The organism is Modestobacter excelsi, assembly GCF_005930495.1.
GTDB classification, from domain to species: Bacteria; Actinomycetota; Actinomycetes; order Mycobacteriales; family Geodermatophilaceae; genus Modestobacter; species Modestobacter excelsi.
This window is the reverse complement of sequence record NZ_SJEX01000005.1, coordinates 43,156-68,620: the sequence shown is the minus strand read 5'-3', so window position 1 is coordinate 68,620 and position 25,465 is coordinate 43,156. Positions and strand designations below refer to the sequence as shown.

Annotated in this window: 10 protein-coding genes and 1 pseudogene; 4 read left to right on the top strand and 7 right to left on the bottom strand. The window is 67.4% G+C overall.

What is annotated here, in order from left to right; translation table 11 throughout:
• Positions 1–9 precede the first annotated feature (9 nt).
• Together FHL80_RS03330 and FHL80_RS03325 are read left to right on the top strand one after the other, a co-directional pair.
• Positions 10–1,662 carry a hypothetical protein gene (locus FHL80_RS03330; protein WP_138732041.1) on the top strand — a complete coding sequence of 551 codons (1,653 nt, stop codon included), beginning with the start codon at positions 10–12 and terminating at the stop codon, positions 1,660–1,662.
• Between the two features lie 117 nt (positions 1,663–1,779).
• A complete protein-coding gene (locus FHL80_RS03325; RefSeq protein ID WP_138732040.1) occupies positions 1,780–4,887 on the top strand; it encodes a DEAD/DEAH box helicase in 3,108 nt (1,035 codons plus the stop codon).
• Between the two features lie 236 nt (positions 4,888–5,123).
• Here the strand turns inward: FHL80_RS03325 and FHL80_RS03320 are convergent, their stop codons facing one another.
• The 6 genes from FHL80_RS03320 to FHL80_RS03295 form a co-directional block, all read right to left on the bottom strand.
• Positions 5,124–7,139 (bottom strand): AAA family ATPase, encoded by a 2,016-nt coding sequence (locus FHL80_RS03320; RefSeq protein ID WP_138732039.1) that lies wholly within the window; start codon positions 7,137–7,139, stop codon positions 5,124–5,126.
• Positions 7,139–10,369: a DEAD/DEAH box helicase gene (locus tag FHL80_RS03315; RefSeq protein WP_138732038.1), complete on the bottom strand. Its 3,231-nt coding sequence runs from the start codon at positions 10,367–10,369 to the stop codon at positions 7,139–7,141. The genes FHL80_RS03320 and FHL80_RS03315 overlap by 1 nt, the downstream gene beginning before the upstream one ends.
• A 526-nt stretch (positions 10,370–10,895) precedes the next feature.
• The gene (locus FHL80_RS03310) at positions 10,896–14,087 is read right to left on the bottom strand and encodes a C-terminal helicase domain-containing protein (RefSeq protein WP_138732037.1); all 3,192 of its coding nucleotides are present in this window, start codon (positions 14,085–14,087) and stop codon (positions 10,896–10,898) included.
• The gene (locus tag FHL80_RS03305; RefSeq protein WP_138732036.1) at positions 14,084–15,856 is read right to left on the bottom strand and encodes a phospholipase D family protein; all 1,773 of its coding nucleotides are present in this window, start codon (positions 15,854–15,856) and stop codon (positions 14,084–14,086) included. The genes FHL80_RS03310 and FHL80_RS03305 overlap by 4 nt, the downstream gene beginning before the upstream one ends.
• On the bottom strand, positions 15,843–17,048 hold the full coding sequence (locus FHL80_RS03300; RefSeq protein WP_281283424.1) for a DUF6361 family protein: 1,206 nt from the start codon (positions 17,046–17,048) through the stop codon (positions 15,843–15,845). The genes FHL80_RS03305 and FHL80_RS03300 overlap by 14 nt, the downstream gene beginning before the upstream one ends.
• Complete coding sequence (locus FHL80_RS03295) at positions 17,045–18,934, bottom strand: alpha/beta hydrolase family protein (RefSeq protein ID WP_138732034.1); 1,890 nt, start codon at positions 18,932–18,934, stop codon at positions 17,045–17,047. Before FHL80_RS03295 ends, FHL80_RS03300 begins: the two co-directional genes overlap by 4 nt.
• A 44-nt stretch (positions 18,935–18,978) precedes the next feature.
• On the opposite strand from FHL80_RS03295, the gene FHL80_RS03290 reads away from it, so the two are divergent.
• Entirely contained in the window at positions 18,979–22,065 is a 3,087-nt protein-coding gene (locus FHL80_RS03290) for a PD-(D/E)XK nuclease family protein (RefSeq protein WP_138732033.1), read from the top strand.
• Positions 22,062–25,295 carry a UvrD-helicase domain-containing protein gene (locus FHL80_RS03285; protein WP_138732032.1) on the top strand — a complete coding sequence of 1,078 codons (3,234 nt, stop codon included), beginning with the start codon at positions 22,062–22,064 and terminating at the stop codon, positions 25,293–25,295. Before FHL80_RS03290 ends, FHL80_RS03285 begins: the two co-directional genes overlap by 4 nt.
• Here the strand turns inward: FHL80_RS03285 and FHL80_RS27000 are convergent.
• Positions 25,193–25,465: pseudogene (locus tag FHL80_RS27000) on the bottom strand (hypothetical protein); the annotation flags it as partial. The gene FHL80_RS03285 and the pseudogene FHL80_RS27000 overlap by 103 nt on opposite strands.

The following is a 25,465-nucleotide window of genomic DNA, read 5'->3' as shown; positions in this document are numbered from 1 at the left end:
ACCCACACCATGAACGTTAAAGAGCAGCCGCACGACCTGATGAGCGAGGACGACGTGGCCAAGAACGCGGCAAGTCACCAACCGAGCAGCCCAGACAAATTCTCGCCCCGAAGCGGTGGGAGCGACGACGAGTTCGCACTCGAACTCATCGAAACCGGTGAAGACGGCCTCTTCCTGGTCTCGGGCAACATCGAAGCGCTCGGTGCCCCCGTCATCCCACTCACCGTGGTGCCCGCATCGTCCCGCTGGTCAACAACTGACTTGTGGAGCATGGGATTAGGAGGAGCGAACGCCGCCGCTCAGGCGGCCCACGCCATCAGCTCCGCCCACGGCCTTGTGCGGCTTGCGCCAGACACCATCGCTGCTTTGCAGGCTGGCGCACAACCCCTCACCAGCGGCGGATGGAATCTGGGAACACTGGCTGCGGGCGGCAAGATCAGTCATGCCGTCCGGTGGACCTCCGCTGGCTCGCAGGCGGGAGTCGCGGTCCTCGCGAGTCTGGGACCTGCCGCAGCCCTCCTTGCCATCCAGTACCAGCTCGCGCAGATCTCATCGCTCGTCAAGGAGAACATCGCACTCACGCGAACGGTCCTGCGATCGATTGGGTTGGAGCAGTGGGCCCGATCGAAGGCGCACTTCGAATCTTTGGCAAAAGAGTTGGGGCATGCGCAAGCGATCGGCGAGGTCACTCCTCAGATTTGGCAGCAGGTGCAGGCCCAGGGCAGTGAGACCATCTTGCGGGAACAGTTGGACATCGCCCTGGAGAACACCGCCGGAAGCAGGAGGGCCCTCGATCAAATCACTGCAGCAAAGGAGCGCCGGGACTGGCTGCAGGACAACGCTCAGACCATCGTGCAGGCGACTCAGTCATTGCTGATGGCCGAGCACGCGTGGTTCTTGTACCAAGCCCTTCGCGCGGCTTCGCTGCAGAACGCAGCTGCGACCGACGAGAAGGCAGCGTTGTTGCAACGGCGTATTGTAGCGGGCGCGCGGGAACAGCACGATCGGGTCGCTAGCGTCGTCACGAGCCTGTTGAGCGAGCTACATGGCCTCCTGCGCCTAGTTGAAGAGTCCCCTGGATCGCTCGGGATGACGCTTCTCAATCGAGCCAAGACTCGAGAGGAGGTCCGCGGCGCTGCCCAAAGCCTTGCCGCGCAACTGGCAAGCCTTGCAGTTGACCGTGAGCGCTTCAGCGCTGACCCCCCGGGCCGGTACCCACTGATTCCGTTGACAGCGCCCGAGCACGACGAGGAGCTTGCTCGCCGACTCCGCTGGGTCCTCACCGCGGATGAACGGCTGATCACGACGATGAGGTCGGCCGGGTTCTGGTGGTACACCCGCTTTCTGGCGTTCACAAGTGAGCGGGTCCTCATTCTGGAGGAGAGCTCATTCCTCAGCCGTGGGGACATTGAGCGTCAGCTTCCCTGGTCCGCCGTGCACAGCGTCAGCAAGGTGGAGGGGAGCGATCACGACGACGGCTTCGACCTGCAGATCCGATTCTCGGAGGACCCCGCCGGTGTGAGCGAGTGGAGCTTTCCGCTACGAGGCGACTCGCTCACGCATCAGGGCGATGAGGTCCTGCAGTTGCTGAGCGGGCACACCAGACCACCAAACACCGAGTCGAGCAACGCTCAGGACAAGGCGATCACCCTGTACCCCTAAAGCTCTGGTCTGCGAAGCCGTAGCCACCTGGCGCAGTCGCCGTAGCTGGCGGCGTTCATCGGCGGCGTTCACTGGCCGCTCAACCGATAGCGGTGACGGCCCAGCTACGTTGAGCACATGGGGGATGTGCGCGCAGGAATCTATGAGCACCTGGTAACAACGGGCCTGGCCGAGCAGCTGTCTACGGCGGATCAGACACTGGTGCAGTTGGCGGCTCTTGACCCAGGAGAGGCGCATGAGGCGCTGACCCGACATGTCACGCGGCTGGTCAGCCGCGCCCTTCGTATTGCCGGCGGCGATGATCAGGCTGGTGTCGCGCGACAGGTTGACCTGGCGAACAGCATCGTCAAGGCCGTCGGTGCACTGGCGCCCGCAGCTGCTGCGGAGGACGAGATTGCGGAGCCCGGACGGTCTGTGCTCGCGGTCGTAGACCCACCCAGCACCCCCGGACCGATCACGTTTCCCGAACGACCCGAGGTACCGCTGTCAGCGAGTGCCTTGCTGGTCAACGGTCGCGGTCAGCCCCGCATCGGCCACGAGGTCAATCGCGAGCTCGCCTCGGCCGACCGAGTCGACCTGCTGTGTGCCTTCATCAAGTGGCAGGGTCTCCGCATCCTGGAGAAGGGCCTCGCGGACCTTCGACGCCGCGGCGGCCGGATGCGCGTCATCACCACGACGTACATCGGCGCCACCGACCAGCGAGCGCTCGACCGACTCGTCGAACTCGGCGCCGAGGTGAAGATCTCGTACGAAACCAGGACGACCCGGCTGCATGCGAAGGCGTGGCTGTTCCACCGGGCGACCGGACTCTCGACTGGCTACGTGGGTTCGTCCAACCTCTCTGCGCCGGCGCTCACCGACGGGTTGGAGTGGAACGTCCGACTCTCCAACGTCGAGCAGGCGCACCTGCTCGAGACCTTCGCGGACACGTTCGACAGCTACTGGGAGGACCAGTCCTTCGAGTCGTACGACCCGGAGCGGGACGGCGAACGGCTGAGCCAGGCTTTGAGTGCTGAGCGAGGCAGCAGCAGGGACCTGCCACTCGAGATCGCGACACTCGACGTCCGACCGTTCGGCTACCAACAAGAGATCCTCGACGAACTTGATGCCGAGCGGGCCATCCACGGTCGCTGGCGGAACCTCGTCGTCATGGCCACCGGCACAGGGAAGACCGTCGTCTCGGCGCTCGACTACCGGCGGCTGCTCGCCGCCGGCACTGTGGACTCAGTCCTCTTCATTGCTCACCGGAAGGAGCTGCTGACCCAGAGCCGGTCGACGTTCCGGCACGTGCTCCGGCGCGGTGACTTCGGCGAGCTGCTGGTGGATGGCGAGCGCCCACGGGACTGGCGGCACGTCTTCGCGTCGGTCCAGTCCCTTGCCCAGTTGGACCTCGCGCAGCTCGACCCCGCGCGCTTCGACCTGGTCGTCGTCGATGAGTTCCACCATGCGATGGCCACCACCTACCGTCGGCTGCTCGATCACCTGCAGCCGAAGGTGCTCCTCGGCCTGACTGCGACACCTGAACGAACTGATGGCGCCGACGTCCGCAGCTGGTTCGACGGCCGCACGGCCGTGGAGCTGCGGCTCTGGGAGGCATTGGACCAAGGCCTGCTGGCGCCGTTCCAGTACTTCGGCATCCACGACGACGTCGCGCTGCAGCAACTGCAGTGGAAGCGCGGTCGCGGCTATGACGTCACCGAGTTGAGCAACGTCTACACCGGCGACGACCACCGCGTGCGGCTCATCTTGCAGGCTGTCAAAGACAAGGTCGACGCCCCGGGACGCATGAGAGCCCTCGGGTTCTGCGTGAGCATCCAGCACGCTCAGTTCATGGCGCAGCGGTTCACCGACGCTGGCATCCCAAGCCTGGCCATCACTTCGCAGACCGGGGGTGCCGAACGCACCGCCGCCCTGGCGGCCTTGCGTAATGGAACGGTCAACGTCCTCTTCACCGTCGACCTGTTCAACGAGGGCATCGACTTGCCCGCCGTCGACACGGTGCTGTTCCTCCGACCGACGGAGAGCGCGACGGTGTTCCTGCAGCAGCTCGGCCGCGGGCTCCGCCTGTCCGAAGGCAAGGCGTGCCTGACTGTCCTCGACTTCATCGGCGCCCAGCACCAGGAGTTCCGCTTCGATCTGCGCTTCCGTGCGCTCACTGGCGCCTCGAGGCGAGGACTACAGCGCGAGGTCGAGCAGGAGTTCCCAAACCTTCCGGCCGGATGCCACATCGAGCTGGACCGGGTGGCGCAACGCATCGTCCTCGACAACATCAAGCAGTCGCTGACTGTGTCGTGGAAGGGCTTGGTCAACGAAGCGAAGACTCAGCAGGGGCCGAGCATGTCGGCCTTCCTCGAGGAGTCGGGGGTCGAGCTCGAAGACCTGTACCGCGGCAACAGACGCAGCTGGCTGGACCTGAAGCGAGCGGCCGGCTGGGATGACGCTGAGCCAGGCGAGGACGACCGGGCGTTGGGCGGCGCCTTCGGCCGCATGTTGCACATCGACGACCTGGAACGGCTGCGCTTCCTTCGTGTGCTCACCCAACAGGGAGCGGCTCCCCTCGACGCGACCGAGCGGGTGCGGCGCATGGCCGCGATGCTGCACTTCTCGCTCTACGGCGCCAGGACGCCGTTCAGCACGGTGGAAGAAACCCTGACGCGGCTGCTCGCGAACGCGGGCCGCCCCGAGGAGCTCCTTGAACTGAGCGGCGTGCTCCAAGACCGCATCCACCGCGTGGCGCCGGCTCTGGAGCTGGCCGGCCCTCGTCCGCTGCATGTCCACGCCCGCTACAGCCGTGACGAGGCTCTCGCTGCCTTCGGCATGGACGACCTCAACGGAACGTGGGGGTCGGGAGTGCGGTGGGTGCCCGGTGACCAGGCGGACGTCTTCTTCGTGACGTTGGTGAAGACGGAGGCGCACTTCTCTCCCACCACGATGTACGCCGACCACGCCATCTCTCCAACGCTCTTCCAGTGGGAGTCACAGAACACAACAGCCGAACAGTCGCCAACGGGCCAGCGGTACATCCATCACCGGGACATGGGGACGTCGGTGCACCTCTTCGTCCGCGAGACCAAGACCGCTGACGGAACACTCGGCACTCCGCCGTACATGTACGCCGGCCCGATGTCCTACGTCTCGCACACCGGCGAGCGCCCGATGCGCATCCTCTGGCACCTCGACCATGCACTTCCTGGCGACATCTTCCACGCGGCGAGAGTCGCGTGATCAAGCTACGACAGAGAAATGGGACGGCTCTTCGCGGCTGACAAGAGTGCGGAGCGAAGCGCGACTGAACCGCGTGAGAATGCGCAAACTTGCAATCGCTCCTGGCAGATCGACGCCGCGGCTTTACAACTCGGGTATCTCGGCTGGTACCGAGTTTCGCGCGCTACAAGCGATGGTTCACCGGTGTTCTCGCAGCACGATCGCCCTGGATGGCACAGCGCTCTCGACTCGACGACTCAGTCGATTCGGTCGGCGGGGGCGCGCCGGAGTTGGTCCGGAAGTGCCTTGGAGTGCACGACCGCGAGGGAACGATTGGCTCGTGTCAGGCTTGTGTAGAGGAGTCCGTGACGCCCCAAGTTCTTGGGGAAGTCGATCGGCTCGACTACAACGACACCATCGAATTCCAAGCCCCGGGCATCATTCGCAGAGAGCACCCGCACGGTGAGCTGCCCATCCGAGTATTCATCGCTGCCCGCCGCACGCGCCCGCCAACCGTGTCTGGCGAATGCCGCACGCAGCGAAGAATGCTCAACGCCGATAGCAGCCACCGTACCTCCGGGGTGCTCTCGTGCCAGCTTGGCCCCAGCTGTGACGATCGCCGTGGACATGTCGGCCGGACGCACTTTCAAGATGGTTGGGCGACGTCCCTCCTCCTGCACGGGCACGCCATGTCGCTCCTGGCTCGGCAGGAGGTGCCCTGCGAACTTGTGGATCGCCGTTGTTGATCTGAAGACGCTTCGGTAGTCCTCGATGTGGGTGTCAACGGCGAGATTCAGGAACTCGAGGCTTTGCTTCCAAGACAGGCTGCTGTGGTCCGAGCGGCGCTGGTTCATGTCACCAACCAGGGTCCAGCCGACATTCGGGCGCACCAGTGAGCGGAGAATGCGCCACTCGATCGGTCGCACGTCCTGAGCCTCGTCGACGATGACGTGCCCCGGCGACTCGAAGCGATGCAAGCCTGAAGCCAACGCGCAATAGGCCAGGAGCGGCGACAGACGTTCGGTGCACAGAGCCGTGCTCCAGTCTGGTAACGCGCGGAGGTAAGGAATCCAGTCCGGCGAGGCGAAAACCGCCTTGGCGTGCAGCTCCTCGTAGATCATGCGCGCCGCCTCGGACCTCGATTTGGCCTCGTCGAGGCCGCCTCGCCGGCGCAACATTCCTGCGGCCGAATCCACCAAGGTGCAGAGCCCCGTATCGAAGTCCTGGTAGGTCTCGGCGCGGCCGTCCTCAGCTGCGCGTCTGACGTCCAGATCGGGAACGAGCTTCTGGAAGAGCTCACCGAGACTGCGAACGATGACCCCGCCATCTGGCACGAGGTCTCGGACGGCATGCGTCGTGTGCTTCACGTAATTCTCGGTGGGCCCGAGGAGGAGCACCTTGCCCGCGACTGGAGCACCCTCCCGGTCCGGGTGCATCAGGTAAGCGGCGCGGTGAACCGCGACGATCGTCTTCCCGGCACCGGGGTGACCCTGGACCACGAGTGGTCTCGCTGAATCCCACTTGACCAGGTCGTGTTGCCGCGGCTGCAGAGTCGCTAGCACCTGCTGGAGCCCTGCCCGCCGAGGGATGGCCAAGGTCCGAAGCAGCGCCTTCCTGTGCCGAAGGGCTGTTGCGTCAGGCTCGCGCGAACCGATCGGCGTCCCTCGCCCGCTCGTAGCCGGATCGGCCGGCGCCGAGGCTGGGACCGATCGCTCAGCCGGCTGCGTAGCGATCGCCTTCCTGTATGGAGGCGCAGCCGCGCGCGGGCTGACAACGGCAGCCGTTGCATCTCGAGCGCGCGCCGGCGGCCGCGGCACCACCAGTGCCGCCTTGCGATCGAAGGCCGTCTCGCCGTCTCCCGAGTCCCGGCGCTCGTCGTCGTAGGCCACGATCTCGTCACCGCGAGGCGTGAAGGCCCTCGTGACTTGCACGTCGCCGAGCAGGTCCGCACCGGGGCCGTGGCCGTAAAAGGCATCCGCCGCAGGTGCGGCCCAACTGATGACCACGAAGTCGCGTTCGCGGGCATACCACTGCCCGATGTAGATGCTGTCTGTCTGCAGGAGGGGGTCTGGTGCAGCCAGACCCATCCGTCCGACAAATGGTTGCGGAATCGGCCGTTCGAGCTGCCTCACCCCCTTCCTGTTCTTGGTGTCGTCGGATACGCGAGGCTTGGCAATTCGAACCACTCGGCTGGCCTTGTCCGTCAGCGTCTGCACGTACCGCTTGTTGCGCGCCCGCTCGTCGGCGAGGACGGCCGGATCCGGCACGCTCACTAGCCCACCTCCAAGACACAAATGGCGAGCGGAGACACCGTCACGTCGGGCGTGCCAGTCTTGTCCAGCTCGCTCAACGTCTGCCGGTGAGCCTCCTCGCGGCTAGCCAACTGGCTGTCGAAGAGCTTTACGCCTCGGCTCTTGCCCCGCTCGTGAGCCGTGCGTCGGCGCGCATGGATTGAGGCACGCGCCCGCTCGTGCTGGTCTTTGAGCAGGACTCGGCGAGACTCGATGAGCGCAGTGATCTCGCGTCGGCGTCGCTCATTCTCGCGGAGCATCCGGTCGTCCATGAGCCCCTGTAGGGAGTCCACGCACCTACCAAGCGAGTCCGGGACCGGCCGCAGCCCCTCCTGCAGCCCACCGGTGGCCAGTCTCGCGAGCAGGACATCCACGTACTCGTCGCCAGCCGGCCGACCATCGGCCCCGACGGCAGTTCCCCAGATCTCCTGGCCCGCGCGCGGCGCCTCCCACCGCGCCACCGCCAGCTCGACGACGTAGGTTCCCGGCTCCAGCTCTCCCCGGGCCGCCACACGGACAATCGCGAAGCGAGCACGACGATGTTCGGGGACGTTGACAGCAGCCAAGACGAGCGGGTGTCGCGCCGACAGCAGGTCCATTGTCTGGCTCGTCCGTGCGGTCTCCTGGTCAAGCACGAGGTGCAACTCCTCCTCGTTCCGGAGAGCGCGTTCGTATCGGCCAGCCTCTTCGCGGCTCAACCGTTCGTCGACGACGAGGCGGTGAAGTCGGTCGGCCATGTCCCGGTTTCCCCGGAGGCGCAGACCCACTCCCTGGTCAATCACCACGGGAGGGGGAGCTTGGCAAAAAGAAGCCCAGTCTTCGAGCACGTGTTGGAGCTCCGCCGTGCCTACATAGCGACCTGAGGCCACGAGGTCCTGTTCCAGGCCGGCGACATCTGTGGTCGATGCCCCTAGCAGGAAGGGCGTGGCCGTCGCGAGATCTTCGAGGCTGCTGCGCTGCTCCTCGATGGCGGCCAGGGCATGGTCGGCCTTCGCTGCTCTTTGTTCGTCACTCAAAGCGAAGTCGAAGACGACGTCTTGGAGTGCCTTGAGGTGGTCCGTCACGATTGGCTCCAGCGCCCCGATGCTGCCCTCAAAGACCCCGATTCGAGAGAGGAGGCGCTGCTTGATGCGATCGTCGAGAGCCGCAGGGCACCAGACGTTGAGGATAGAGATTCTCTCCTCCGCCTGTCCGATCCGATCGATGCGTCCGATGCGCTGCTCGACCTCCATGGGATTCCACGGCAAGTCGTAGTTCACGATCACCGAGCAGAACTCGAAGTCCAACCCTTCGCTTGCGACCTTGTTGGCCAGCACGAGGTCGTACCGGCCTGCTCGGAAGTCGGCGATGACCTCGTTCCTGCGGTCGCGGTCGACGCCACCGTGGAGAACGGCAACCCGGCACTGATCCCGTAGCCGGCGTTCCAGGTAGGCGAGCGTCGGGCGCGAGAAGGTGAAGAGCAGCGCTCGACGTCCCGCATTGACCACATCAAGCAGCTTTGGAGCGACGGCGTCGAACTTGCTATCGACGTCGGCGATGGCATCTGCCGCCTGCAGAAGTTCCGCGTGAGGCCTAAGCATCGGAGCCTTCGACGTCGCCGGCAGCACTGTCGAGTCCTCGTCTGCGACTTCGTCCTCGACGCTCCACCGCAGAACCGCTGCCCGTGCAGCCGGCAGACAGGCAGAAGCCAAGCGCAGAGGCATCTGCATCGCAAAGCCCGGCGGCTGACCAGCGGCCGCAGCACGATTGCGGCACCACGTGACGTACTCGTCATAGAACCGCAACTCCGCGGGGGTCCACACGACTTGCGTGTCCATGGCGTGCCGTACGGCCTTCTTCTCGTCCACCTCAACCCGTCGAGTGCGGGTGAAGACGGAGGACAGGACGTTGAGCTCGGCGAGGTAGCGCCGTGCCTGCACGATGTCTCGCGGACTCAGGTCGTCTCGTCCCACGATCTCGCGCAGTGACGCGAATTCGCTCCGACTGACCAAAGGTCGCCCCATGGAGAGGGAGCGCATCTGGTCCAGCGCTCGTAGCCGAGTCGCGCCTTCGACACCTGGAGCTGCGAGGAGGCCACCCACGCGGTTGAGGACGACGTTGGGTTCCAGCTGCAGCTCCATGGATCCGGCGTCACCGAAGTCGCCCGGAGAAAGCAAGTCCAGCAGGTTGTACAGGTCCTCGTTGCGCAGGTTGATGGGTGTCGCCGTCAGTAAGACGAGCGCCTCAGCCCATTCGCTCAACAGCGTCCCCGCCTGATGAGACGCAGTGCTCACGTTCCTCATGTTGTGGGCCTCGTCAACGATGACGAGACTCAACGGCCCCGCCAGACTGGCCAGCTCCTCCATCGATTCCCACATGCGAAGACGCTCGAGGCTGACGATGTAAGCGAAGCGTCGCGGCAGGCGGTTCTCCCGTGCTCGCTGCTCGAAATCGCTGGCTGCGGCTCCCGATAGCTCAATCAGCTGGAAGCCGAACCGGTCCTCCATCTCGCGACGCCACTTGGCGACCAGCGATGCCGGGCACACAACGAGCACTCGATCGGCGGACTTCCGCGCCTCTAGCTCCGTCCACACGAGGCCTGCCTCGATGGTCTTGCCCAACCCGACCTCGTCGGCGATGAGGATGCGGGACTTGCCCGACTCGAGCATCCGAATGACCGGGCGGAACTGGTAGGGGCGAAAGAGGGTCCGCGTCGCGCGGAACGAGAAGAGCGTGTCGGTGAAAGCGCCGGCGAGCTTCGCGCGCGTCAGCGTGGCGCTCAGCCGACGAGCAGTGTCGGGAGACTGACGGATCCAGTCATGGACCGTGTCACTGGACTGCAGCCCAGTCAGCATGTCCTCGCCGAAGGCGATTTGCCGTCCGTCCACCCGCAGTTCGTAAATCCATTGCCCAGCCGCAAACCGGCGGGCCCGCACAGGGTGGTCACGGCCCGAATTGATGACCATGACGTCGTCGTTGACCGCAAACTGCGGAGTGGGAACATCGGCTCCGAGCGGCCAGAGGTGGTCCATCCACGCCTCTGCGTCGCGCAGGGCGTGATCCTCCGAGAGCGCATCACTTTCGACGCGCTGGCTCGTGCCGGCCGGCGCGCCACGAGAGACGACCATGGACCGGGTTTGCGTGGATCGTGAGAACCAGTACACCCCCTCGGGGAGCTCCACTTCTGGCTGGTTCAGGTGACGAACCTCCCCAAAAAGGTCGCGCTGCTCCAACCGAGGTGGTCCGACGAACAGAGCGTCGATACCAGGAACGACCCCGGCTAGATCCGATGCGTCCCGCGCTTCGGGGTGGTACCCGCAACTAGCCCTGACCTGTTCCGCCGTGTACCCGAACAACCTTCTTCACTCCCCCGCTAGAGACCGCCATCAGCAGATCACAAAAAGGCGACCTGGATCATTCCTGTCGGATACGAGTCATTCCGACGAGTAGCTTCGCCATCTCCGCCCGACAAGTGAGCCTTCAGTTGTGAGGTCGTCGATCGTCAACTCTTTACCAACTTCACATCGCCGGGACTTCTGGCAGCGATGATCGCTGGGAGGCAGGTCGTCCTGCCCTCTCCGGCGCGGGCGTCCTGAACCGAGTCAACAGTGAGACGGGGTCGCATGATCGCCAGACAGTCGTTGACCCCAGCCGGGCAGTCTCGTAGATCCTGTGCCCTAAGCCGCCAGCACAGCTCGGCGGCCTCGTGCCATGAGAATGTCAAGAGGAAGCGCCCGAATTGCTCCGGTGGCTCGGCAGTCATAGTCCATCGCCGTGGCCCACTCGCGAGGGCGCCCGCAGGTCTATGACGTCGGTGGCGTCGATCTCCTCGTCACTCCGCCGATCGAGCAGCTTCAGCAGGTCTTCCTGACGAGGCTGCCCGAAGGCGAGTCGGTAGAGGGCCAGGTCCCGCTTCAGCCGGTCATAACGCGGCCCGTCAAGGCTCAAGGCGTACGGGTACACGTGCCGCTCGATCTTGGCATCGCCGCCGTAGACCCAGTACGGCGCGAAGTCACCTTGCTCCCGAGTCGCCTCGTTTGCGGCGTCGTAAGCCGCCTTCCACGGATCCGAGGCCTCAGAGCTGAGCGCTTCTTCTCGGTGGGCCGCCGCCACGTTGCGTCGCACGGCGTGGCCACCGAATCGGTGCACCCGCCCCTCGCGCTGTTCGAAGTCGACCGGGTTCGCCGGGGTGTTCCAGTGGACGATTGCCGAGCACCACCAGTGGAAGTCGATGCCCTCCTGGCCAGCCGAGGTGGTCGCCAGGACGAACGGCCAGAACGGGCTGTTGAACGCCGAGCGCACATCCTGCTGACGGGCCTGCACGCCCTCGGCGGCGTCGGCAGCTGTCCCCCGCGCCGACCCGTAACGGAGCGCGAAGCGGCTGCGCAGCCGAGGCCCGTGCTCATCGAGCGGGTAGTAGGGCCCGTAGTTCGCCACGCGCAGGGTGAGCGCGCTGACCATGTCATCCGCGAGGTCGAACAGCGTCTCCCCGGTCAGCGGCGCGTCGGACAGCGAGCTCCGCAGGTGGTGCACGTACTCGTCGAGGACGGCCTGCAGGTTGCCAGCGGCGCAGTACTTCAGGACTGCACGCCAGTAGGCGCCGCCACCATCGCCTTGGCCGATGATGAGCGTGCTCTCCAGGCGGTTGAACAGCGACCGGAGGCCAGCAGCCAGGTGTGCTGCCGCGCGCCAGTGCTCACCGGCGGTGACGTCGTCCCTCTCGTCGAGGACGCGGGCGAGTGCCCGCCACGCGATGTTGCCGGGCGCGTGCACGGCCAGCCGGACGACGTCCCTGGCGAGACTGTTCCGGCGCTGGAGGCCGGCTGAGCCGCCGCTGGCGATCGTCCGGAGAGCCTGCTCGACGTGGCCGCTCAAACCGGCGCGGCTCTCCACGTCATCCTGCGAGGCCCCTGGCGCGAACTCCGCGGAACTGCCCGCCAGAAGGGGCAACAGATCGGCGCCGACATCGTCGGGAAGGGCTCCGGGCCAGGCGAAGAAGCGACCCCACACCGCGGTGTCGCCGTCCTGCTCCGGGACTCCCTCCTCTGTCGACGAGACCTGCAGTGCATCCCGGACAAGACCCTCGAGCTGGGCTGCACTCAACATCTCACCGGGGCGCGAACGGGCAACGGTCAACGGATCGCCCAGCCGCGCCAGTTCCGGATGCGGCCAGAACAACGCGAGAGCACTCATCGCCGCAGGCCGGCCGTCGTCGAGGCGGTAGTCCAGCCGGCTGGCGACCGAGGCACGGGCCTGCACGGAGTTCTCCGTCAGCACGTCGCCGGCGATGCGACGCTCTGCCTCGTAGCTGAGCAACCCTGCGATGGCCGTGGGCGTCGCCGACCACGACGAGAAGATCAGGCGTTTGGTGATGCCAGCAGCGGCGTGCTGTGCAAAGGGCGCCCCGAGCGTGAAGTACGGCATGGACGGCGGCAGCCAGAGCAGCTCCGCCCAGCCCTTGTCGACTGTGTCCTCGGCGAGACGGCGCAGCCGGGCGTTGCCCAGATCCATGGGCTTGAACGACGAGATGGCCGCAGTGTCGAGCTGCTGGGTACGCGCGGCCAGCTCCCGGACACCGGGTGTGACGCCGTCTGCGAGTGCCTTCTTCAGCTTGTCGCCGAGCTGGTAGCCCTCGACGAAGTTGATGAAGTAGGGCGCCGACTTCCAGTACTCGAGTGTCGCGTTGGCGTCGAGTGCGGAGGCGAGCTCGCGGAGCCGCACGTACCCGCGGACGTCGTCCGCGGTCAGGTCGGCGAGCTCGGTGCGCCGCTCCTGCACCATCTCCCCGGTGCCGAGGCGCGGACGCTCGGCCCGTGTCATGACGGTCGTGAGGAGCTCCCGAACACGCCCTGCAGACTCCGAGGCGGAAGCGGCGCGCGACAGGGCATCGCGGTAGTCCGCCAGCGCCCCGTCCACCTGGTTCAGCCAGTCCGGGTCCCCGTTGAGGAAACGCAGCGTCTCCAGGAAGTCCTTGTGGTGACTCTCCCCCGTAGCAAGCCGTTCCTGCTCCAACGTGAAGGGCTTGTACGGCGTCGCCGACAGCAGCAGGACCTTGGCCTGGCCGTAGTCGAAGAGCTCTCGAGCCAGCTCGGCACTCTCACCGCCCTGCTCCACCGAAAGCAGGTTCTTGAACCGCTGGAACTCGTCGAGGATGACGAGGTCGGGTTCCAAGGACTCGATCGAAGCCCGCGCAAGCCGGCCCCGGAGTTCTCCGATCAGCCCGGTCGCGCGTTGCCGGAGTTCGCCGGAGAGTTCGTGGCGTCGGCCGACGTCGTCGAACAACTCCTCAGCGCGCCGCGCGAGGTCGTCCTCCTTGATCCCCCGCCCGAAGGCTTCCGCGATGACGGGATCAGGGCCGCCGTTCAAGGTCCAACGGAGGTTCTCGACGACGTCCTCGAACCGTCCGTAGGACCGGGTGGTGGCCCGGAGCGCCTGGAGGGCGCTGCGGCGGGCCCAGCCGGAGAGTCCCAGTTGCTCCTCCAACAACAGGTAGATGAGAGCTCGCTCTTCGGCCTGTCCCGTTCGCCAGCCCTGCTCGAAGCTCGTCCCGGGCGTGAACGCGACGAGGTTGACCGGCTTGTCGATCATGTCCGACGCGGCGCCGTTCAACGACGCGGTGTGCATGGCCAGCATCGTCAAGCGCGTGGACATGTGCGTGGCCCGGCTACCGGTGACCTCCAGTCGGGCGAGGTTCTGCCGGGCGATGTCGGCGTTCGAGCAGATGTAGACGACGTCGATGCGGTCGACCGAGTCGTCGTCCTGGAGGTGCTCGAGCGTCTTGGCGATGACACCGCGGGCCACGACGCTCTTCCCCAGGCCCGTCTCGTCGGCGACGAGGAAGCGCCGCGTCGGTTGAGGATCGGCGAAGAACCGGCGAGCCACGTGCTCAACCGTGGCTCGCTGAAAGTCCTTGAGTCCGGCGAGCACCGGGCCGGCATCAAAGCGCGTCACGCGGCAATCTCCTTGTCCTGGCGAACGGCGTCCACGACCGCCCAGATATCACTGAACCCGTCCGGGAGGACGCTCCCCCGGTCTGTCTGCGCGCCGAGCCGCTTGACGAGGCGGGCCAGGTCGTCCAGCCGATCCGGATGCTCGACGAGCGCACGCATCAGCAGCTCCAGCAACCCCGGTGCCTCGAATGCGGTTCCGGCGGATGCGCCGGCGCTTCCCGCCGGCGCCATCCCCGCCGCCCAGGCGGGCTGTCCCATGCCGAGCAGCAGCGCGAGGAAGCGGAGGAACTTCTCCGGGGTGTCCACCTGCCGGGCGATGATCTCGTCGAGGCGGTTCTCCGGTGCGCCGACGAGGTCAGCGAGGACGACGGCGCTCACCGTGACACCGTCCTGAGTCGTCGCTGTGATGATCATGAAGGCCGAGATCTGGTCGATCTCCATGGGCCCGAACGTGACATCGATGAGCTGCTCCGGCGGCACCTCGGCGGCGAACTCGGGCACCGTGACGGGGCGGACGGTGACGCGTGCCCCGGCCGGCAGCGGCGGTAGGCCAGGGCCTTGCAGGCGCACCCGGTGACCGTCGTCCGTCGTCTGGACCCAGGCGGTGAACTTGCCACTGGCGAGATCGACCAGCAGGTCGCCGAGCTGATCTGCGACGTCGTCCTCATCAGTGGCCGTCTGCGGTGAGTACTCCGTGAGGATGCTCCGCAGCGAACTCTCGGGCTTGAAGAGATCGAGCACCCCCAGCTTCGCCGCCGACCCGACAAGCGAGACGAGGATCTCGACGTTGCCGTTGAAGGCGGCTTCCGTGGCGTTGGCCGAACCAACCCGGATCCACGCCTCCTTGCCGTATCGCAGGATGAAGCACTTGGCGTGTAGACCGGTCAGTCCGGTTGCGCTCAGCTCGGCGCCGTCCCCCTTGTCCTCCATCTCGCTGGTCAGCGGATCGAGGACGAATGCCTCGTGTCGATCGAGGACGCCCGCGGTCAGCGCGTCGAGGCTCTCCTGCCGGCTGACGACCGTCGCCGGCGTGCCGCCGGTGACGGTGGCAAGCCCGCCGTCAGTGCAGAAGGGCGAGATGACCAGGTGCTGATCGCCGACGAAGAAGTCGTCGCTCAGGGAGTGTCCGGGGCGCAGGACGTCGAAGTAGATTTCTTCGACGTGCTCGGGTAATTCCCACTCTGTCCGCTGGAGGTCGCTCGCTAGAGCGTCGAGTCGCGACGTGCGCTCGGGGGGCATGGCTGACAGGCACATGCCAGGCAACGCGGTCAGCAGGTCGGCGATCGGACCGTTGATCTCGAGGGGCTCTGGGCTGAGCTGCCCGTCCAGCTGGAGACAGAGATCCCAGCTGCGGTCGGCCGTGAGGTTGCGGCTGGGCACGATCAGCCGCATGCGGACGTCGCTGGCATCGTCGTCCGCGAGGTACCGGAGAACCCACAGCTTGGGGTGGAACAGATGTCCTGCCTTGGGTCGGCGCACCGCGTGCAACACCGGCTCGAGGAAGGAGAAGATGGGCGACCGCGAGGGTGGCATGGCGATCATGCCGGCCTGGTGGAAGACGTCGAGCCGGTCAGCCGCTGCCCGGACTGCCTCCATGAGGGCGATGGGGTCACCGGAGTCCGCCAGCCGCCGGGACAGGAACGACAGTGGGACCGACAGGGCCGTGTCGAGGTGCAGCGTGAAGGTCGTCGCCACGCCGTAGTCGAGTCGGTATCCCTCCGGCGGGCGGAGAGAGTCGAGCAGCAGTGAGCGGCCGTCAGGCTCGAGCATCGGACGACTCCAATCCGTCGTGGATGTCGGCGATGAGCCCGGCCACGTTGCCCCATCGGTAGGCCAGCCGCCGGCTGCCGGAGGCACCGGCCCAGCTGCGCAGGAGCTTCTCGTTGGCCAGTCGCGACTGCGCGCCCTTGATGGCGCGTTCGCGCTGTTTGATGAGCTGCCGGAGTGCATGGTCGTCCGCAAGTGAATCGACTTCGCCGCGGACGAAGACGTCGAGCCAGTCGCTGATGAACCGGCGGGCGCGGACATTGCCCTCGACGCGCGGGTTCTGCCTCATCACCCGCCGCCACATGGCGCCGGTGTCCCACGAGTTCCGCTTCGGATGCGCGAGCACTTGGTCGGCCCAATCGGCCAGGGCCTCCCGGTAGGCCTCCACCGGGTCAGCGACGTTGCTCAACTCCTTGCTCTCGTACCACTCGCTGATGAGCAGGTTGTAGAGCAGCGCCGCGCCGTGCATCGCCAGGGAAAAGAGCTCTGCGTCGTCGACGACCGCTGCCATCTCAGCCGGCGCGGTCTCGACAGCGGGGTGGCTCCACGGCCACTCCACGCCTTCCACGAGCCAATCGGACAGCAGGACGTGCGTCAGGTAGGAGTCCGGGGTGGCTGCGGTGATCTGGTCCTGCAACCATCTTGCCTCCTCCCGCGACAGCCGCACCCCACCGTCGATGGCGTCGGGAAACCCTGACGGCGCTGCCGGCAGTGAGGACACCCATTGACCGGGTGCGTCGCGGGTGACGTGCTCCCCCACCCCTTCCTCGGCGAGGACACCGCTCTCGACGGCGGGGCGAGCAATGCCGTAGCGCTCAAGCGCCTGCTTGTAGAGGACGGAGGGCAGGTTCTTCACCGCGGTACCGGCGTACGCGCCGATGATCCCCGGCTCGCCCGGCGCTGCGGCCTTGAGCGCCACCAGCGCCTTGCGCTCGACCATGTCCAGGGTCTGCCGTCCCCGCCGGTAGTGCGCGGTGCTGTCCGCGTACTGACCGCACCACGGGATGATGAGGAAGTACCGAGCGCGGGTCAGCAGCACCGAGGTGCCGGGAAAGAGCAGGTCCGAGAAGGCGTCGCGCACCTGGCCGATGCCCAGCTCGTCGCGGCTCTCCTTCTCCTCGAAGAGCCGCAGCATCTCGCGGGTCCGGCGTTGCTCCTCGGCGGAGAAGTCCAACCATCTGAGCGTGGAGCTCACGCGTCTGAGCCGTCCGGTCCGAGGCCGTTCTCGATCATGTAGTTGATCAGGCGTTTGACCAGTTCCTGCTTCTGCTTCAGCTCCCCGATACCGGCTCCGCCAGGGTCGCTGAAGGTAGAGAGCTTCCGCAGTTCCGCAGCGATGTCCCTTTCCTTCTCAGCTAAGAGGAACCAGGCTTCATCGTTTCGCCTCACGCCGGGGACGTTGTCCCGCGCTTGCTCTACAGCCACTCGAATCACGAGGTCCGTGGCTAGCTGAGCGATGGGCGTGGTAGCAGCCGATGCCTTACTTTCCGCTTGACCGAGTGCGGCGGCCATGGCCGAGAATTTGCTGCCATCGCTGAGGGCCCCCGGAGCGTGCAACATGTCGGCGGCCGCATCGGTCCGACGGTCCCGCGTCCACAGAGCCATCCCCAAGGGCCCAGCCGCGCTGAGCGCAACGCCGGCGGCGCCAAGAGCGATGGCGGGCCAACGAAGCCCGCTGACGTCACGAACCACCGATTTCACGGCGACGACAGCCTGGTACACGTCCAGTCCCCACTTGCCGCGCAGCCCGAGGTCGACGCACATGTCCCGCATCGCTCCCTCGACGGCGCGACTTGCGTTGATCTCGTAGGGGGCAACCAGATTGGTCATCGCGCCGATGACGAGCACGTCGAGCACATCCTCGAGACGGGACACGTGTGCGAGGCGCGGCCGGGCTGCGTTCACCAGCGCGGCAACCGCCGCCGATACTGGCCGACCATCCGCTTCGGCTCGCTCACGAAGCTCCTGTGCCATCTCCGCCTGCACAACGGAGAGAGCCTGCCGGTACCGCTGCTGCTTCTCGTCGTCCACGATGTTCTCAGCCACGTGGTGCGCGAACGTCAGACCAAAGAGGCTGAGCACCTCCGTGGCGTCAGCATCTGCCTCGACGAGCGGGGATGCGGGAACGACGTCCGAGCTGCGCGGTGCGCGTGCATCAGCCACCACCTCCGCCACGAGTGGTCGCTGGAAGTAATAGACCGCCTCATGGCTGGCGCCGATCGCCAGCCGGACGTCATGTGCTTCTGGGAACACGGCGCCGAGTCCGCGCCCTCCGGTGATCACGTCGCCGACACCGTAGAAGTTGACCCAGTCGTCAACCCGCATGTGCGGGAACTTGCGGAGCAACCGCTCCCCCTTGTCATGCACCGTCCGCGATCCGGCAGGACTGCCCATGGTGATGAGGCGCTTCACGTGGACGTCGGGGGGCAACTGGTCCAACAGGTCGATGGCGATCAGAGACCCGAGGCTGTGCCCGATCACCACCACCGAGCCGGCCGATGGGAACTGCACCAGCACGCGCTTCAGCACCGCTCCACGGAGCTTGTCGTCCGTGACGTAGCGGGCTGCCTGGTCAAGCACCTCGGCAGGCTTGAGACCAAGAGCGGCCCAGACGGCGAAGTCCACGACAGATGTCGGCACGACGTCCCAGCCCATCCCGGACGCTTCTGCGTCGGCTTTCAGCCAGCGCTCCAAACGGGCCTGCCGAAGTTCGTAAGCCCGACCCTCTGCGATCTCGTTGACGGACTTGTAGGTGAGCGGCGGCAACGGGGCGCCGATGTTGGCGGTCGACAGCAGATCGCTGTACTGAGGCAGACAGACAGACGACTCGTCCAACTCATCCGCACCGAGCTGGACCAGGTTGGCGTTGAGGGCTGGGAGCCAGGCCAGCGTCGTCGGACTCGCGCCCACGCCGTGGAGAAAGACAACGCGAACGGACATCTGGCAACCCCTAGTGACCGACGAAAGACCAACGTCGCGGACCATGCCATCCGTCATCGCCCATTCAGGAACAGCGACACCCGGATCTTCAACCAGCGTGACCGCAGGTGCAGGTGTGACGAAATGCAGCTGCGCGATCACCTAGCGCTGTTACGGTCGCCGCAGTGCGGATCACGGGGGAACGCATGACTGCATACGGGCGCGCTGCGCTCGAGGAGCTTCGGGACGTTGTCCGCGAGGCCAAGAACGGCGACCCGATGACGCCGGTGACCATCCTGGTGCCCAACAACATCGCCGGCATCGTGGCTCGCCGCTTCCTCGCGCACGGCCTCGGCGACGGCCACTCTGGCGTCGCCGCCCTGTACCCGACGACCGTGACCCGCCTGGCGGAGCAGCTCGCGGCCCCCGCGCTACATGACCGACGCCCCGCCACCGGACCGGTCATCGCCGCGGCCTGGCGCTCAGCGCTGCAGCGCGACGCCGGTGTGTTCGAGCAGGTGAAGGAGCACCCCGCGACGGTGCAGGCCCTCGTCCAGGCCAGCCGGGAGCTGCGCGACCTCGACGACGCCGCGCTCGACGCGCTGACTACGGTCCAGCCCCCCGGCCCCGACCTCATCCGCCTGCACCGCTCGGTCGTCGCCGCACTCGCCCGGCAGTGGTACGACCAGACCGATCTGCTTCGCACCGCGACCGACCTCTGCGAGAGCGACCCGGGGAAGGTCAAGGAGATCGGCGCCGTCGTCCTCTATCTTCCCCAGGCGCTCAACCGAGCCGAAGCTGCCTTCATCACCGCGCTGACCGGCGCGTCGGACGTCCGGACCGTCACCGGCTGGACCGGACACGCCGAAGCCGACGCTGCCGTCCAGCGCTCGCTTGACCGCATCGGCGCGACTGCGCCGGACACCGCGGCGCTGCCGACGGCCACCCGGGTGCTCACCGCATCGGACGCCGACGACGAGGTGCGCTGTGTCGTCCGGGAGGTCGTCCACGCCCTGCGGACCACGAAGGCGCACCGGGTCGCCGTCCTGTACGCCGCACAGAACCCCTACGCCCGGCTGCTCCACGAACACCTCACCGCCGCCGGGATCACCATCAACGGTCCCGGCACTCGGCCCGTCCACGAGCGCGCGGTTTCCCGCGCCGTTCTCGAGCTGTTCGATCTCGCCGGCAGCGGCCCTGACCGTGACGTCCCGCGCAGCGACCTGTTCCGGGTCCTCGCCACCGTCCCTATGACCGGTCCGGGCGGCGAGCGCATCCCGGTCGCCCGCTGGGAGCGGCTCTCCCGCTCTGCCGGCATCGTCCACGGTGCTGACTGGGACAGCCGGCTCATCCGCTTCATCAGCGACGAGCGCGACCGGCTCGCCGACGAGCAAGCTCGGCAGGACGTCCGGCCCGGCATCGTCGAGCGGCTGACGGCGAGCATCGAGAACGCCGAGCGGCTTCGCGGCTTCGTCGTGGACCTGAGGGGCCGTCTGGCCACCGCCCGGCAACTGCGCTCGTGGGGTGAGTTGAGTGCATGGGGCCTGGCGGTGCTGCACGACCTCATCGGTGAGGCGGAACAGCTGACCCGCCTGCCCGCGGAGGAGCAGTACGCCGCGGTGGCGGTCGAGCAGGCGCTTCGAGGTTTCGCTGTCCTCGACTCCTTCGCTGGAGCCGGAGCCGACCTCGCCGCCCTGCGGGAGACCGTCGCGACTCAGCTGGAGGGTGCACTTCCCCGCGTCGGACGCTTCGGTGACGGCGTCCTCGTCGCCCCCGTGTCGGCCGCTGTGGGCCTCGACGCCGACGCCGTCTTCGTCCTCGGCCTGGCCGAGGCGGTGTTCCCCGGCCGGCTGCGGGAGGACCCCTTGCTCCCGGAGCGAGCCCGGGACGTCACCGGCGGCCAGTTGGTCGGCTACCGGGAGCGCCTGGACACCCAGCACCGGCACCTGCTCGCCGCCTTCGCGGCGGCACCCAACGTCCTGGCGTCTTTCCCGCGCGGCGATCTGCGCACCAAGAGCCAGCACCTGCCCAGTCGCTGGCTGCTGCCGACGCTCCGCCTCCTCTCGGGGAGACCCCGCCTGTCGGCGACCGAGTGGGATGCCCCGCCGACCAGCTGGATGACGACGTCGGCCTCCTTCGCCGGCTCACTCGTCAGCACGAGCCGGCCGGCAACGGAGCAGGAGTGGCGGACGCAAGCCGCGCACGCTGGGCTCGAGGTCGACGACCCGGTAGCCGCGGCCGCCCGCGCTCTGCAGCGGGGGCGCGCCAGCGACCGGTTCACCCGCTTCGACGGGGACCTGACCGCAGTCACCGGCCTGCCCGACCACACCGCCGGCAGCGGGTCGGTGTCGCCCACGGCGCTGGAGAAGTACGCCGGCTGCCCGCACACCTACTTTGTCGAACGCCTCCTCGGGATCTCGCCGGTCGAGCAGCCCGAGGACGTCATCACCATCAGCGCGGCCGACATCGGCACGTTGATACACGCGAGCTTCGACGCGCTGGTCCACGAGTTCGCCGACCAACTCCCGGCCTACGGCGAGCCGTGGACCGACGAGCAGCGTCGTCGGCTGTCGCAGATCGCCCAGGAGCAGGCGGACAAGTTCGCCGCCCAGGGACGCACCGGTCACCCGCGTTTGTGGGAGCAGACCCTGGCCCGGGTGCAAGCCGACCTGCAGGCGATGCTCATCGCTGACGACGAGTGGCGCCGCGAGCACCGCGCCGCCGTCATCGCGAGCGAACTCGCCTTCGGCATGCACGGTGCCGAACCGGTGGCCATCCAGCTGCCCGACGGCAGCATGCTGCTCATGCGTGGCTCCGCGGACAAGGTCGACCGGGACATCGACGGCCGGCTGTACGTCACCGACATCAAGAGCGGGAGCAACCGGGCCTTCCAGAACCTCAGCGAGAGCAATCCCGTTGAAGGCGGCACGAAACTCCAGCTCCCCGTGTACGCGCACGCGGCGCGGGACGCCTACGGCGAGGACGCCGAGGTGGAAGCCGCCTACTGGTTCGTCCGCCGGGACAAGGGACGCATCGAGGTCCCGCTCACCGACGCGGTGGAGCGCACCTACGCCGAGACGCTGCAGACGATCGTGACCGGCATCCGCTCCGGCCTCTTCCCCGCGCGTCCGCCGGTCGGGCCCGACTACTCCTACGTGCAGTGCAGCTACTGCAACCCCGACGGCATCGGCCACGCCGAGAGCCGCCGCCGGTGGGAGGACAAGAAGCACGATCCGCGACTCAGCGAGCTCGTCACCCTGATCGAACCGCTGCCCGACGGAGGCGCCGCATGACCACTCCCCTGGCGGATGACGAAGGTCGGCGGCGGATTGCCGAGGACACGGGCGCAACGCTGTTCGTCGAGGCGGGTGCCGGGTCGGGCAAGACCGCGAGTCTGGTCAACCGCATCAAACAGCTGGTGCTGGTCGACGGCGTCCCGATGCGGTGCATCGCTGCCGTGACCTTTACCGAGAAGGCCGGCGCGGAACTGCGCGACCGCTTGCGAGCCGCGCTCGAGAAGGAAACGGACGACCGGGCGCAGGAAGCTCTCGAGGACCTGGACGGCGCAGCCATCGGGACGCTGCACTCCTTCGCCCAGCGGATCCTGGCCGAGCATCCGATCGAAGCCGGCCTGCCGCCGCTGATCGAGGTCGCCGACGAGCTGAGCTCGGCCGTCTCCTTCGAGGAGCGATGGGCCGAACAGCGGCGCCAGCTGCTGGACGACGACGACATCGCCGAGCCGCTGCTGCTGGCCATGTCGGCAGGCGTGACGCTGGAGAACCTCCGCTCGCTGGCGAAGCTCTTCAACGCCGACTGGGATCTCGTCGCCGAGCGGGTGCTGACAGACGAAGCGCTGGACCGTGCCGAGCTTCGCGGCATCGAAGAGCTGATCCAACGCACCACCGACCTCGTGGCACGGGCCGACGAGTGCACCAGCGGCGAAGACAAGTTCCTCCCTTCGCTGCACAAGTTCGCCGCCTGGGCGGAAGCCCTGGCAGCCGCGGGTGACCCGGGGCAGCAGCTCGAGGTCCTGCGTGCCGCGGCCGCTCTGAAGTTCAGCTACGGGAAGGCCAACAACTGGGGCGGCAAGGCGCTGCTCGATGCGCTGAAGGACGACTGCAAGCACGTGGTGGCAGACGCGGCCGACGTGGTGGCCGCTGTCCTCGAGCCGACGCTTCGTGCACTCAGCCGGTGGATTGCCGCCCGCGTCCTGGAAGCAGCGCAGGAACGTCGCGCCGCCGGCCGGCTGGAGTTCCACGACCTCTTGGTCATCGCCCGCGACGTCCTCCGTGGCGAGGCCGGTGCTGATGTCCGGGCCGCGCTGCAGTCGCGCTACCGCCATCTGCTGCTCGACGAGTTCCAGGACACCGACCCGATCCAGATCGAGCTGGCAGTCCGGATCGCCGGCGGGGCGGCGGCCAGTGCCGAGCGGTGGGAGGACGTCGTCGTCCCGCCCGGGTCGCTGTTCGTGGTCGGCGACCCGAAACAGTCGATCTACCGCTTCCGGCGGGCCGACATCGCCATGTACCTGCGGTCGCAGCAGGTGATCGGTGAGCAGGTCAGCCTGACCACCAACTTCCGGACCGTCAGCCCGATCGTCTCGTGGGTGAACGCTGTCTTCGGCCGGCTGATCGTCGCCGAGCAGGACAAGCAGCCGGCGTTCCAGCCGCTCGGGCCGCACCGCGAGCCACAGTCCGGCGCACCGGCCGTCGTCGTCCTCGGCGCCGACGGTCACCAGGACAAGCCGCAGGCGACGGCCCTCCGGGAGCGCGAGGCCGCCGACGTTGCCGGCGTGGTCCGGAAGGCGATCGCCGACCAGTGGCCGGTGTGCATCGACGGCAGCTGGCGGTCCGCCCGGCTGGACGACGTCGCGATCCTGCTGCCCGCGCGCACGTCGTTGCCCTTCCTCGAGGACGCCCTCGACCGGGCCGGCATCCCGTACCGGGCTGAGTCGAGCTCGCTGGTCTACGAAGCGCAGGAGGTCCGCGACCTGCTGGCCGCCGTTCGGGCGATCGCCGACCCCAGCGACGGCCTCGCGCTGGTGACGGCGCTGCGGTCACCGCTGTTCGGCTGCGGTGACGACGACCTGTGGACATGGAAGCGCGACGGCGGCGCACTGAACGTGATCGCGCCACTGGACGACGACCGCGCCGAGCACCCGGTGAGCCAGGCGCTGGCCTACCTGCAGCGGCTGTACTACGCGGCGCGGTGGATGGCGCCGAGCGAGGTACTTGCTCAGCTGGTCAGCGACCGCCGCATGCTCGAGGTCGCCGCCACCAGCCCGCGGGCCCGAGACCAGTGGCGCCGGCTGCGGTTCGTGGTGGACCAGGCTCGGGCATGGTCGGAGTCCGAGCACGGTGGGCTGCGGGCGTACCTGGCGTGGGCCGCGCAGCAGGGTGAGGAGACGTCGCGTGTGGTCGAGGCTGCGCTGCCGGAGACCGACACCGACGCAGTGCGGATCATGACCGTGCACGGAGCCAAGGGGCTCGAGTTTTCGATCGTGGTGATGAGCGGCATGACTGCGCAGCCGCGGAACCCGTCGGGCGTCCGGGTGCTGTGGACTCGCGAGGGCGGTTACGAGGTGTCGCTGCGCAAGGGCGTCACCACCGGCGACTTCGACGTGGCAGCGCCGATCGACGAGCAGATGGACGACCGGGAGCGCCGGCGGCTGCTGTACGTCGCGGCCACTCGGGCTCGGGACCACCTGGTGGTGTCGTTGCACCGGTCGGCGGCATCGGCGACAGCGAGCAGCGCGCGGCTGCTGGCCGACGACGGACAGGCCGCATCGGGCGCGGAGTCCTGGACGCTGAGCGAGGAAGACGTCGACGTCCACGAGAGCGCCAAGCCGGCGGCGGTGCAGCCACCGGCGTACGACGAGTGGTTGGCCGCGATGGAGGCGGTGCGCGCGGCGAGCCGGCGGACCTCGGCGATCTCGGCGTCGGGTCTGGAGGGTACGGAGCCGGCTGTTGCGCTGAGCGAGGCGGAGGACACTGCGGGCAGCGCCAAGGGTGGCCTTAACGTTGACCTGCCACCGTGGTCGAAGGGGCGATACGGAACGGCGATCGGTCGCGCCCTGCACGGCGTACTCCAGTCCGTTGATCTGGCGACTGAAGCTGGACTGGACGAAGCCGTGGCTGCTCAGTGCGCGGCCGAGGCCGTCGAGGACCACGCGGACGTCGTGACCGCGCTGGTGCGGTCGGCGTTGGGGGCCGAGGTGGTGCAGCGGGCCGCGGCCCACCAGCACTGGCGGGAGATGTACGTCGGGACCGTGCAGCACAACGAAACAGTGCTCGAGGGGTACGTGGACCTCGTCTACCGCGAGGACGACGGGTCGCTGGTCGTCATCGACTACAAGACCGACGCCATCCCGGCCAGCGCGCTGGCTGCCCGGGTCACGTATTACCGCCCACAAATCACCGGCTACGCGACCATGCTGACCGCTGCCGGCGCGACGGTCAGCTCGCCATCGCTGCTCTTCCTCTCACCCACCGGCGCGAGCGTGGCCCCGATCGCGCCTGACTGAGTACACAACTCGTCAGTCCTGTGGGGAGCCGTCCACATCGTCTCTCTGCCCACGGCTTCGCCGCAGCGGTTGCCAAAACGGTCCGGTCCAACGGCCTCGATGATGACTTGTTCTTGTACCCGCACGAGGTCCGGCCGCTTCCTGGCGAGCAGCTTGCTTGCGGTGACCGG